Here is a 12490-nt window from a genome sequence, read left to right as displayed (position 1 = left end):
ACCCCCATCGCCACGGTCGGCGTCCGTTCGACGGTCGCCATCTTCTTAGCCGCGTGACCTCACAGCTAGAAAGAAACCCTGCGACAACCTGCAACCGACATGCAACAACACGCGGCGCACTCTGCGCGACCATAGGATGTCGCTTCCGGGCGGGACGATGAGGAGACATGGCACCTGAGGTTGTCGCCGCGATTGTCGGTGCGCTGGCGCTCTTGGTCACGACGTGGCTGCAGGTACGGCGAAATGATGCCGGCCGAGGTAGTCAGTTGAAGGCGGATGCGGAACTGCTCCGGCTGCTGCCCGAGGACAGTACGGCGAGACCGCTGCTCCTCTCGCACGTCGACAATCGCGTCCGCGCGATGGTCGCCGGGCAGGAGATCGAGCAACGCGACCCGATCCTGATCACGATGGGCCTGTCGGTGTCGATCATGGCCGCCGCGCTGGTGGTGGTCGCGGCCAACAACGGCGGCTGGTGGTGGGCATTCATGATCCTCGCCGCCCCGCTCGCCCTGTTCGGCATCGTTCTCTTCGTGGACGGCCTCCGCCGAGTACACCGAACCTCGAACGGCCGCCCCATCACCCAACAACCATCCGGCCCCCAACAAACCTGACCCCGGCAAGAACCCGGCATTGCCGGCAGCCACTGGCGGTGTCGCTCACGCGACCTGGCAGTCGATCGGCACAGCCGTGGCAGCCTTGGCCTGGGCTACGACGTGCTTGGTGCCGCAGCCGGTCGAGAACACTTCGTACGAGCCGGGTGGCACGACTAGCGTCGCTTCGCCTCGACCGTCGGTGGTACCCGTCCAAGTAGCTCCACTGGCCGCCGTCGCGGTCACCTCGACGCCGACCGCCGGTGCGCCGTCCAGAGCCATCCCACCACCTGGCGTCACCGGACCTCCGAAGCGAGCGACGCGCACTGTGATGCTAGCTGTGCTGCTGTCTGTGCTGTGTGCTTGGCAACCGCTGGCAAGTGCCAGCGTGAGCACGACACACCCCAGCCTCAGTCCAACCCGTCGAACCGCAGCCCCTGTACTGCGCGACATGTCTCTCCGCCTTCCAGGTCCCTTCTATTAGACGCACAGGCGCGCGCCTTCGTTGCCCGTGATTTGTCCGGCAACCCGAAGGGTGAACCACGCAAACGGGGATGCCCGGCGGTGGTCGCGCGTTAGCAGGTCCGTCTGAGCATGCGGGAACCCCTAGGTCAGAAGCGCTCTGACCTGGGGGTTCTGTTGCTCCCCCGCCAGGTTTCGATCCTGGTCTTCGAGATTCAAAGTCTCGCGGGCTGCCGATTACCCCACGGGGGATCGTGGTTGCCGGGACAGTTTGCCATGAGTGGGGTGGATGACACGCTGAGGGGTTCCTTACCTACGCCTCCGTAGGTTACGGTGGCGTAGGTAAGGACCCCGGAGCCGAGAGAAGAACAGTCATGACTCCACCCGTTGCCACGCCGGACGCGCCCACCCGTACCGCGCCTGTCGAGGATGTGCACACCGGGACGCTCGGTGGCGAGCAGAAGAAGCTGTGGGAACAGGTCGCACTGGCCTTGTTCATCGGCATCCCGTTCCTGGCGGTGCTGGCGGCAGTGCCGATCGCGTGGGGCGGACTCCTCGGCTGGCGGGACATCGTCCTCGCGGTGGTCTTCTACACGATCGCCGGGCACGGGATCTCGATCGGTTTCCACCGGCTGTTCACGCACAAGTCGTTCAAGCCGAATCGCCCGCTCAAGTACGTACTGGCGATCGCCGGCTCGCTGGCGATCGAGGGGCCGGTGATCCGCTGGGTGGCGGACCACCGCAAGCACCACAAGTTCTCCGACCGGGACGGCGACCCGCACAGCCCGTGGAAGTACGGCAACACGCTGGGCGCGCTCACCAAGGGCTTCTTCCATGCGCACGTCGGCTGGCTGTTCGACACCGAGCAGACCCCGCAGCGGCAGTACGCGCCGGATCTGCTGAAGGACAAGGACATCGTCAAGGTGTCGCGGATGTTCCCGCTGCTGGTCGCGGTGAGCCTGCTCGCGCCGGCGGTCATCGGCGGCCTGTGGTCCTGGTCCTGGACCGGCGCGCTGACGGCGTTCTTCTGGGCCAGCCTGGTCCGGATCGCGCTGCTGCACCACGTGACCTGGTCGATCAACTCGATCTGCCACACGATCGGCGACCGGCCGTTCAAGAGCCGGGACAAGTCCGGCAACGTGTGGTGGCTGGCGATCCTCAGCCAGGGCGAGTCGTGGCACAACCTGCACCACTCGGATCCGACCTGCGCACGGCACGGCGTCCTGAAGGGTCAGCTCGACACGTCCGCCCGCTGCATCTGGTTCTTCGAGCAGCGTGGCTGGGTCTCCGATGTCCGCTGGCCGGTCAAGGAGCGGCTGGAAGCCCGCCGGGTGGACGCCTCGACGCGTACGCTGAAAGCTGCCTGAGACCGAAAACCCCCACCGGCAACACCTCGAGTACGGCATGATGCTGACGTGATCACGACGTGACGGAACCCAAACCGCGGCGGTCCGGCCGGATCCGGATGACCAGTGCCGAACGTCGCGAGCAACTCATCACGATCGCCCGCGGCCTGTTCGCGCAGAAGGGCTACGAGGCCACCTCGGTCGAGGAGATCGCGCACCGCGCCGAGGTCTCCAAGCCGGTCGTGTACGAACACTTCGGCGGCAAAGAGGGCCTGTACGCCGTTGTTGTCGACCGCGAGGTCCGCGCGCTGCTCGACGGCGTCACCGGCGCACTGACCGCCGGCCGCGCGCACGAACTGGTCGAGCAGGCGGCGCTCGCGCTGCTGGACTACATCGAGAACAACGCCGACGGGTTCCGGATCCTGGTCCGCGACTCGCCGGTCGGGTCGTCGACGGGCTCGTTCATCTCGATCCTCAGCGATGTCGCGACCCGGGTCGAGCACATCCTCGGCGAGGAGTTCAAGCGCCGCGACCTGGAGCCGAAGAACGCGCCGATGTACGCGCAGATGCTCGTCGGCATGGTCGCGCTCACCGGCCAGTGGTGGCTGGACGCCCGCAAACCGAAGAAGCAGGACGTCGCCGCCCACCTCGTCAACCTCGCCTGGAACGGCCTGTCCGGCCTCGAGGCCAAGCCCATCCTCTCCACCCGCCCGCACAAGTAGCCGTACCGAAGGACGGGTAGTGGTGCCTGTTTCCGGCACTCCGTGAGGCCGCGGACGGCGTCGCGCGCGGCGGCGGAGGCGACCACTACCCGTCCTTCGGTACGCCAGCCCACGGTCGTAGCAGAGGTTCCCCCCGTGGCATGACCCCGAGAAGCGGTCCGGCCCGTACGCTGGCGGGCATGACGGGGATGTTGACCGCGCGGCCGCTGCCTGCCCGGAGCAGGGCGTTCGACCTGCTGCTGGCCGGCTCGCTGTGCATGGTGTTCGGGTTCCTGTCGCTGGCCCAGGCGCATTTCGGCGGGCTGCTCTCGTTCGGGATGCTGGTCCCGCTGATCTGGCGCCGTACGCATCCGGAGCTGGTGTTCTTCGCCGTCTGCTCGGTCGCCACCCTGCAATGGCTGATCGGGATCGAGCTGCAGCTCGGCAACATCGGCCTGCTCGTCGCGCTGTACGCGATCACCGTGTACGGAGACGTCCGCCTGAGCCGGGTCGCCCTGGCCATCGGCGGGCTGGGCGTGCTGATGGCGACCTCGCGGTACTGGGCCGGCTCGGACTGGAAACAGCAGGTCACCACGATGGGCGGGCTGGCGGCGGTCGTCTTCGGCGTCTGGGCGTTCGGCGAACGCCGCCGTACCCGCGGCCTGTACGTCGCTCAGCTCGAGGAACGCGCCGCCCAGCTGGAGCGCGACCGCGACCGCGAATCCAAGCTCGCGGTCAGCAACGAACGCACCCGGATCGCCCGCGAGATCCACGACGTCGTCGCGCACGGCCTGTCGATCATGATCGTCCAGGCCGACGGCGGGCTGTACGCCGCGGACCAGTCCCCCGAGGCCGCGAAGAAGGCGCTCGCCACGATCGGCGACACGGGCCGGAGCTCACTCACCGAGATGCGCAAGATGCTCGGACTGCTCAAACAGGACGAGCGCGAGCTCGACCCGAACCAGCCGCGCCCGCAGCCCGGCGTCTCGAGCCTCCCGGAGCTGATCGAGAACGTCCGCGACGCCGGCCTCGCCGTCGAGTACCAGGTCACCGGCCAGCCCCGCGAGCTGCCCGCACTGCTCGGGCTGACGGCATACCGGATCGTGCAGGAGGGCCTGACCAACACCCTGAAACACGCCGGGCCGGGAGCCCGCACCTCCGTCCTGCTGGACTTCGGACGCGAGATGCTGACCGTGGTGGTCACCGACGACGGCCGCGGAGCCGGGGTCGCGCCGAGCGTGGATCCCGGTCACGGGCTGGTCGGGATGCGGCAGCGCGTCTCGGTCTCGGGCGGTACGGTGAGCGCCGGACCGAAGACGGGCGGTGGGTACGAGGTGATCGCCCGGCTGCCGTACAACCTGCCCAACGGAGGGTAAGTGTCAGACGACGTGATCCGCGTGTTCCTGGTGGACGATCAGGAGCTCGTCAGAGCGGGCTTCACGATGCTGGTGGACTCCCAGGCCGACATGCGCGTGGTCGGCCAGGCGGGGGACGGCGGCGAGGCGGTCGAGAAGATCCAGGTGACCGCGTCCGACGTGGTCCTGATGGACGTCCGGATGCCCCGGCTGGACGGCGTCGAGGCCACCCGGCAGCTGCAATCGTTGCCGGAGGCCCCGAAGGTGATCGTGCTGACCACGTTCGACCTGGACGAGTACGCGTTCGCCGCGATCAAGGCCGGCGCGGCCGGCTTCCTGCTCAAGAACACCCCGCCCGCGGACCTGCTGAGCGCGATCCGCCAGGTGCACTCCGGTGACGCCGTGGTCTCCCCCAGTACGACGAAACGCCTGCTCGAGCACTTCGCCGGCGCCCTGCCCGACGCCGGCAACGAGCGGCCCGACCTCGCCGACCTGACGGCCCGCGAGCGCGAGGTCCTGGTCGAGGTCGCCCGCGGCCTGTCGAACACCGAGATCGCCAAGCTCTTCACGTTGTCCGAGGCAACGGTCAAGACGCACATCGGCCGGATCCTGGCCAAGACCGGCCTCCGCGACCGGGTCGCCCTGGTCGTCCTCGGGTACGAGACCGGCCTCGTCAAGCCGACGAAGTAATACCCAGGTCGTACCCGGAGTGCAGTCTGCGGTCCGACGAGATCCGCGGCCGCGGTGACTAACTTCTTGACCAACGTTCAGTTGAGTCGAGGAGTGACATGAGCTTGCAGACACCGCAGTCCGCGGTCGGGCGGTTGCCGCAGGACGGGGAGCCGCGGACGGCGATCCGGGCCCACGAGCTGCGCAAGGTGTACGGACAGGGTGACACCGCGGTCGCCGCGCTCGACGGTGTCGGGGTGGACTTCGGGGTCGGCCGGTTCACCGCGATCATGGGTCCGTCCGGGTCCGGCAAGTCGACGCTGATGCACTGCCTGGCCGGTCTCGACACCCCGACCAGCGGCCAGGTCCTGCTCGGCGAGACCGAGCTGACCCGGCTCGCGGACGCCGAGCTCACCAAGATCCGGCGGGACCGGATCGGGTTCGTGTTCCAGTCGTTCAACCTGCTACCGATGCTGTCCGCGAAGGACAACATCCTGCTGCCGCTCGAGCTCGGCAACCGCAAGCCCGACCAGCAGTGGCTCGACACGCTGATCGACGTACTCGGACTGAAGGACCGGCTCACGCACCGCCCGTCCGAGCTGTCCGGCGGCCAGCAGCAGCGGGTCGCGGTGGCGCGGGCACTGGTCGGCCGGCCCGAGGTGGTGTTCGCCGACGAGCCGACCGGCAACCTGGACTCCCGGTCCGGCGCGGAGGTGCTCGGGTTCCTGCGCCGTTCGGTCCGCGAGTTCGGCCAGACCGTGGTGATGGTGACGCACGACCCGCTCGCCGCGTCGTACGCGGACCGCGTCGTGATGCTTGCCGACGGCAAGCTCGCCGGCGAGCTCCAGCAGCCGACCCCGGAGAGCGTCCTCGGCGCACTGCGGCAGCTGGGAGCCTGACGTGCGACGTTCACTCCTCTCCTCGCTGCGCGCCCACCTGGGCCGCCTGGTCGCCGCCTGTCTGGCGATCGTCCTCGGGGTCGGGTTCGGTTCGCTGGCGATGATCGTGCACTCGTCGGCATCGCACGGCATCGACGAGACGGTCGGCGCGCAGTACAAGGGTGCCGACGCGGTCGTCTACCCGAGCCGCTCGACGATCTCCCCCGAAGACATCGCGAAGGCGCAGAAGGTCCAGCAGGCGTCGTCCGTGGTCACACTGACCACCGCGTACCTGGAGGTCTCGTACCCCGATCTGGTCCGTCCGACCGGCATCTCGATCGACGAGCTCTACGACACCAGCGTCATCGCCGGCCCCGGCACCTCCTCCGGACGGTTGCCGACCGCAACGAACGAGCTGGCACTCCCGGCCCGGACCGCCGCCAAGCACAAGGTCGGCATCGGCGACCAGCTCCGGATCAGTTCGTACGAAGGCAAGTCGTGGACGCTGAAGATCGTCGGACTGGTCGACGACTCGAAGTCCGTCGGCACCGCCTCGGCCGTGGTGACTCCGGCCACGATGAAGGTGATCGCACCGGAGGCGTTCGTCCGCGCGATCGGGCTGTCGGCCAAGCCCGGTGTCACGCAGACGCAGCTCGCCGACGCCACCCGGAGTGTGGTGGCCGACGGCCTCACCACGTACACCGGTGAGGAGTTCATTCAGCGCGAGGTCGAGGACTACACACACGGCATCGACGTCCTCGGCGGAGTCTTCGGCATGTTCGCGCTGATCGCGTTGTTCGTCGCGTGTCTGGTGATCGGCAACACCTTCACGATCGTGATCGCCCAGCGCACCCGCGAGATGGCGCTGCTGCGCTGCGTCGGCGCGTCCCGGCGGCAGGTGTTCACGTCCGTACTCGCCGAGGCGAGCGTGGTCGGTGTGGCCGCATCCGCGATCGGTGTGATCTTCGGTGTCGCACTGTCCGCGCTGGCGCTGACGCTGTCTCGCGAGTTCGACTGGGGCATCCCGAAGGTACCGCTGCACCTGGACATTGCGTCGGTGTTCGTCCCGCTCCTGCTCGGCACCCTGGCCACGCTCGTCGCGGCCGTCGTACCGGCCCGCCGGGCGACGAAGGTGGCACCGCTGGCCGCGCTTCGCCCCGACGTCGCGCCGGCCGCCGGATCCCGGGCAGGCGTACTGCGTCTGCTCGCCGGCTTCCTGCTCCTCGCGGGTGGCGGCGTACTACTGGTGGCCGGTGCCGCGATGCACCAGGTCATCATCGGCGCAGCCGGCGGGGCGATCTCGTTCCTCGGCATCCTCGCGATCGGCTCGCTGCTGGTACCGGCGCTGATCCGCGTGATCGGTGCGCTGCCCGCCCGCGGTGGCGGCGTACCGGCCCGGATCGCGGTCGCGAACGCCGTCCGGAACCCGAAGCGTACGGCGGCGACCACGTCCGCCCTGCTCATCGGCGTCACGCTGATCAGCCTGACCTGCGTCGGGATCGCCTCGGTGCAGAAGACGTTCGACGTGTCGATGAACGGCCAGTACCCGGTCGACCTGAAGGTCACGGCGTACAAGGAGAAGATGCCCGCGAGCGCCGAGCAGCAGCTCCGCGACATCAAGGGCATCACCCAGGTCGTCCCGGTCAGCTCGGTCGACGTGAAGACCGGGGGGCAGGAGCTGCCCGTCACCGGACTGGACGCCGGCAAGGCCGCCTCGGTGATCCACAACGAGGAGCTGGCTGGGAAGCTCACGCCCGGGACGGCGCTGGTCACCTATCCGACGATGCGCGGGCTGGACCTCGAGGAAGGGTCGCCGATCACGCTCGTGTCCGGGCAGCACAAGCTCACGCTGACGGTCCGGCTGTCGATCGGGCTGGATCCGATCACGATCACCTCGACCGACCTCGCGAAGCTGGCGCCGAACGCGGCGGTGAGCGGGTACTGGCTGGCCTCCGATCCGAAGGCGGACGCGCCGGACGTGATCGACGCGGTCGAGCAGTCGATCCCGAGCGTGCAGAACCTCGGCGTCGACGGCGGGCTCGCCGAGCGGTCGTCGTACACGAAGATCTTCGACGTCCTGCTGATCGTCGGGATCGGGTTGCTCGGGGTCTCGGTACTGATTGCGCTGGTCGGCGTCGGCAACACGCTCAGCCTGTCGGTACTGGAGCGGACGCGGGAGAACGCGCTGCTGCGGGCGATGGGGCTGTCCCGCCGCCAGCTGCGCCGGATGCTCGCGTTCGAGTCGCTGATGATGGCGCTGGTCGCGGCCGGTCTCGGGATCCTGCTCGGCCTGCTGTACGGCTGGACCGGAACGAGTGCGTTGATGGGCGGCCAGACGGTCGACGGCGGTGTCGAGTACGCCGTACCGGGAACGCTGCTGATCGCGATCGCCGCAATCGCCGCGGTCGCCGGTCTGCTCGCCTCGGTGCTGCCCGCCCGCCGTGCGGCGAAGGTCGCCCCGGCCGGCGCACTGGCAACCGAATGAGCCAGCGGCTCGCCCGGCTTGAGGGGGCTGGGCGAGCCGCTCTTACTACACGATCTCCACGCGGTTCCCGTGGCCGTCGGCGGTGTGAAACCGCCGCCGGCCCGGGATCGTCTCGTTGTCCCAGGTGACCGGATAGCCGAGCCCTTCCAGCCGTGCGGCCAGACCGTCCAGATCCTCAACTGCGAGCGCTGGATGAGCCTTCTTCGCGGGGGTGAAGTCCTGCTCGACGCCGACGTGGAGCTCGGCGGCGTCGGCCTTGAACCAGCACCCGCCGCGCGCCTTCAGCAGCTCCGGCTTCTCCACCTCGGTCATTCCGAGCGCGTCGCGGTAGAACGCCCGCGCCACGTCCTCGCCACCGGGCGGGCACGACACCTGCACATGGTCCAGGCGCATCGTCATCCCGCCTTCTGCGCAACGGCGAAGATCCGGCGGAACGGCAGCAGCGTCCCGTAGTCCTTCTGCGGGTACGCCTCCGCGAGCCGCGCGCCGTACTCCGCCTCGAACTGCTTGCGCAGCTCGTCCGGCAGCGACTGCAGCACCGGCCGAGCGCCGGTCCCCTTCACCCATTCCAGTACGGCGTTGTCGCCGGACAGCACGTGGAAGTACGTCGTCTCCCACGCGTCCACGACACACCCTTCCGCACTGAGTACGTCGACGAACTCGGCCGGCCCCGGTACGTCCGGACGCAGCGACGCGTCCTTCGCGTACTCGGCGTACGGCGGCGTCCCGGCGAGCTCGCGCAGGATCGCGTGCGACGGAGCGTCGCCGTTGCCGGGGATCTGGATCGCCAGCCACCCACCCGGCCGCAGCGCCCGTACGAACCCGGGCAGCAGCTCGACCTGGTCAGGGACCCACTGCAGCGTCGCATTGGTGACGATGACATCGAGGTCCGCGCCGGTCCACTCCCGGACATCACCGAGCTCGAAGCTCAGGTGCTCGTCCGCGTACGGCGCAGCCGCCTCGAGCATCTGCGGCGAGCTGTCGATCCCACGGATGGTCGCCTCCGGCCAGACGTCGCGCAGCGACGCGGTCAGCGCACCCGGACCGCATCCGAGATCGACCACGGTCCGTACGTCGGTGGCCCGGACCCGCTCGACCAGATCGCGGAACGGCCGCGCCCGCTCGTCGGCGTACGTGCCGTACTGCTCGGGACTCCACACCGGTGACCTGCGCATCGAACTGCACCTCCCAGGAATTTTATCTTGACGTCGAGATACTCTAGCTCTCGCAGATGTCTTGATGTCAAGAGTCTTGATCGGTACTCTCGAGTTCATGGAGGACGAGGTCGATCGGCTGATCGAGGCCTGGCGGCGGGAGCGCCCCGACCTCGACGTGGCCCCGATGGAGGTGCTGTCCCGGGTCAGCCGGCTCGCGCGGCACCTGGATCGCGCCCGCAGCCAGGCGTTCGACGCCCACGGGCTCGAGTCCTGGGAGTTCGACGTGCTCGCCGCCCTGCGTCGCGCCGGGGCGCCGTACCAGCTGTCGCCCGGCAAGCTGCTGAAGGAAACCCTCGTCACGTCCGGCACGATGACGAACCGGGTCGACCGGCTGACCGCGCGCGGCCTCGTCGAGCGCCTCCCTGATCCACACGATCGCCGCGGCGTACTGGTCCAGCTGACGCCCGCCGGGCGGGACAAGGTCGACGCCGCGATGGCCGACCTGCTCACCCACGAGCGCACGCTGCTCGGCGGCATCGGTGAGCGCGACCAGCAGAAGATCGCCCGCGTCCTGCGCGAGCTGGTCCGTCCGTTCGACCTCGAAAAACACTGACCCGAACAAAGCGGATTGCCGGTCCGGACAAAGCCCGGCGGAATTGCGCCGGAATTATCCGAAAAGACCACCCGTCACTTCGGCCCTGTTTCGGTCGTTGCTAGTTGCAACGAGATCGTGAGACTGCTGTAGCCGAGAGCCATCGACACCGGTCTACACCCCTACTAGGGTCATCACCGTCGGTGGTTGAACGACTACAAAATGTCAAAACAAGGTGACTTCGGCGGCAAGAGGTGGTCCGCCGAATGGTGGCCGTGCGGTGTCCGGGGCTCGGGGCCCGAACAACGCCGGCCGGCACAGGGCCCGCTCACCCAGGAGCTCGGCGTACCCCTCCGAATCACAGGGGATCGGAGGGGGCGCCGCGGCTCGCTCCCCCAGCCCTCACTGCAGGCTCAGCCCTGCTACTCGGCGCGTTCGGCGGCGTCGAACCAGGCCGTCTCCAGCTCACCGCGCTCGTCCGCGAGCTTGCGCAGCTCGGCATCCAGCTCGGCCAGCCGCCCGTAGTCGCTCGCACTGGCGGCCAGCTGGTCGTGCAGTTTCGTCTCGGTCTGGGTGAGCTTCGAGAGCTGCCGCTCGATCCGGTTCAGCTCCTTTTTGGCTGCGCGGGCCACTGCCGAGTCAGCCGTCCCACGTTCAACCACTTGCCCGTTTTCCGCGGCCTGCATATCCGCGGGCACTTCCGCCGCCGACGTCAATGCATTGGCCGCCGGCCGTCGCGGAATTCCGGCAGCGAGTTCGTCGAGATACTGCTCGACGCCACGTGGCAGATGCCGCACCCGGCCGTCGCCCATGATTGCGTAAACCATGTCGCTGACCCGCTCCAGGAAGTACCGGTCGTGGGTGACCGTGACGACCACGCCGGGCCAGCTGTCCAGGAAGTCCTCGAGCACGGTCAGCGTCTCGACGTCCAGGTCGTTGGTCGGCTCGTCGAGGATCAGTACGTTCGGCTCGTCGAGCAGGATCCGCAGCAGTTGCAGCCGGCGCCGCTCGCCACCGGACAGGTCCGAGATCCGGGTGGTCAGCTTGTCGCCGGTGAACCCGAACCGCTCGAGCAGCTGCGACGACGTCAGCTCACCGCCGCGCCCGGCGAGCGCCGCCGTCCGCCGGATCGACGTGATGTGGTCGAGCACCGTGAGGCTGCCGTCGATCTCGTCGAGGGTCTGCGACAGGTTCGCGACCCGGACCGTCTTGCCCTGCTTGACCAGGCCGTGGTCCGGCGCGAGCTGCCCGGTGACGACCCTGAGGAACGTGGTCTTGCCGGCCCCGTTCGGGCCGAGCAGCCCGATCCGGTCCGCCGGGCCGAGCCGGAACGTCACATGGTCGAGCATCGTGCGCGGACCGAAGCTCAGGCTGACGTCCTCGACGTCGAACACGTCCTTGCCGAGCCGCGACGTCGCGAGCTGGGACAGTGCGAGCTTGTCCCGCGGCGGCGGCTCGTTCTCGATCAGGGCGTTCGCGGCGTCGATGCGGAACTTGGGCTTGCTCGTCCGGGCCGGTGCGCCGCGGCGCAGCCAGGCCAGCTCCTTGCGCAGGAGGTTCTGGCGCTTCTCCTCGCTGACCTGGGCCGAACGGGTCCGCTCGGCCTTCGCCAGGACGTAGGCGGCGTACCCACCGTCGTACGACGTGATGCGGCCGCCCTGCACCTCCCACGTGTCCGTACAGACCGCGTCCAGGAACCAGCGGTCGTGGGTGACCACGATCAGCGCGCCCGCGCGGTCGACGACGTGCTCGGCCAGCCAGCTGACCGCCTCGATGTCGAGGTGGTTGGTGGGCTCGTCGAGGATCAGCAGGTCGACCTCGGTCAGCAGCAGCCGGGCGAGCGACGCACGGCGGCGTTCACCACCACTGAGGCTGCCGACCAGCGCCTGATGGTCGACCTCGCCGAGCAGGTGCTCCATCACCGAGCGTGCCCGCGGGTCCGCCGCCCAAGTGTAGGTCTCGACGTCGCCGAGGACCGCGTGCAGCACGGTCTGCTCCGGGTCGAGGTCGTCGCTCTGCCCGAGGAACCCGAGCCGCAGGTCGCGATTGTGGGTGATCCGTCCGCTGTCCGGCTGCTCGCGCCGGGCCAGGAGCTGCAAGAGCGTCGATTTACCGTCGCCGTTGCGCCCGACCACGCCGATACGCTCACCACGGCCTACGCCGAGACTGACCGAGTCGAGCAGTGTGCGGGTCCCGAAGCCCTTCGAAACAGCTTCCAGATTGACCAAGTTAGGTGCCGCCATAACGCGCCCAAG

Annotated in this window: 12 protein-coding genes and 1 tRNA gene; 8 read left to right on the top strand and 5 right to left on the bottom strand. The window is 68.7% G+C overall.

Annotated features, from left to right (window positions below; genetic code table 11):
- The first annotated feature begins 167 nt into the window (after positions 1-167).
- On the top strand, positions 168-611 hold the full coding sequence (locus ACGFI6_RS33515; RefSeq protein WP_393125783.1) for a hypothetical protein: 444 nt from the start codon (positions 168-170) through the stop codon (positions 609-611).
- A gap of 45 nt (positions 612-656) precedes the next feature.
- Here ACGFI6_RS33515 and ACGFI6_RS33510 read toward each other — a convergent pair whose 3' ends face one another.
- Positions 657-872: a hypothetical protein gene (locus tag ACGFI6_RS33510; RefSeq protein WP_393125781.1), complete on the bottom strand. Its 216-nt coding sequence runs from the start codon at positions 870-872 to the stop codon at positions 657-659.
- Between the two features lie 360 nt (positions 873-1232).
- Positions 1233-1304, bottom strand: a tRNA-Gln gene (locus tag ACGFI6_RS33505).
- A gap of 122 nt (positions 1305-1426) precedes the next feature.
- Here ACGFI6_RS33505 and ACGFI6_RS33500 point away from each other — a divergent pair.
- From ACGFI6_RS33500 to ACGFI6_RS33475, 6 genes are all read left to right on the top strand, one after another.
- Positions 1427-2419 (top strand): acyl-CoA desaturase, encoded by a 993-nt coding sequence (locus tag ACGFI6_RS33500; RefSeq protein WP_393125779.1) that lies wholly within the window; start codon positions 1427-1429, stop codon positions 2417-2419.
- A gap of 59 nt (positions 2420-2478) precedes the next feature.
- A complete protein-coding gene (locus ACGFI6_RS33495; RefSeq protein ID WP_393125777.1) occupies positions 2479-3120 on the top strand; it encodes a TetR family transcriptional regulator in 642 nt (213 codons plus the stop codon).
- A 179-nt stretch (positions 3121-3299) separates the two neighbouring features.
- Complete coding sequence (locus tag ACGFI6_RS33490) at positions 3300-4475, top strand: sensor histidine kinase (protein WP_393125775.1); 1176 nt, start codon at positions 3300-3302, stop codon at positions 4473-4475.
- On the top strand, positions 4476-5144 hold the full coding sequence (locus ACGFI6_RS33485; RefSeq protein ID WP_393125773.1) for a response regulator transcription factor: 669 nt from the start codon (positions 4476-4478) through the stop codon (positions 5142-5144).
- Between the two features lie 98 nt (positions 5145-5242).
- Positions 5243-6022 (top strand): ABC transporter ATP-binding protein, encoded by a 780-nt coding sequence (locus tag ACGFI6_RS33480; RefSeq protein WP_393125771.1) that lies wholly within the window; start codon positions 5243-5245, stop codon positions 6020-6022.
- A 1-nt stretch (position 6023) separates the two neighbouring features.
- On the top strand, positions 6024-8486 hold the full coding sequence (locus ACGFI6_RS33475; protein ID WP_393125769.1) for an ABC transporter permease: 2463 nt from the start codon (positions 6024-6026) through the stop codon (positions 8484-8486).
- A gap of 45 nt (positions 8487-8531) precedes the next feature.
- On the opposite strand, the gene ACGFI6_RS33470 is transcribed toward ACGFI6_RS33475, so the two are convergent.
- Both ACGFI6_RS33470 and ACGFI6_RS33465 read right to left on the bottom strand, forming a co-directional pair.
- Entirely contained in the window at positions 8532-8885 is a 354-nt protein-coding gene (locus ACGFI6_RS33470; RefSeq protein ID WP_393125767.1) for a VOC family protein, read from the bottom strand.
- Entirely contained in the window at positions 8882-9661 is a 780-nt protein-coding gene (locus tag ACGFI6_RS33465; protein ID WP_393125765.1) for a methyltransferase domain-containing protein, read from the bottom strand. The genes ACGFI6_RS33470 and ACGFI6_RS33465 overlap by 4 nt, the downstream gene beginning before the upstream one ends.
- A gap of 97 nt (positions 9662-9758) precedes the next feature.
- Between ACGFI6_RS33465 and ACGFI6_RS33460 the strand changes: the two genes are divergently transcribed.
- On the top strand, positions 9759-10256 hold the full coding sequence (locus ACGFI6_RS33460) for a MarR family winged helix-turn-helix transcriptional regulator (protein WP_393125763.1): 498 nt from the start codon (positions 9759-9761) through the stop codon (positions 10254-10256).
- Between the two features lie 401 nt (positions 10257-10657).
- Here ACGFI6_RS33460 and ACGFI6_RS33455 read toward each other — a convergent pair whose 3' ends face one another.
- Entirely contained in the window at positions 10658-12478 is a 1821-nt protein-coding gene (locus tag ACGFI6_RS33455) for an ABC-F family ATP-binding cassette domain-containing protein (RefSeq protein ID WP_393125761.1), read from the bottom strand.
- Positions 12479-12490: the final 12 nt, after the last annotated feature.

The sequence above is a fragment of the Kribbella sp. NPDC048928 genome (assembly GCF_043197975.1).
Classification (GTDB): Bacteria; Actinomycetota; Actinomycetes; order Propionibacteriales; family Kribbellaceae; genus Kribbella.
This window is presented reverse-complemented; position numbering and strand designations above follow the sequence as displayed.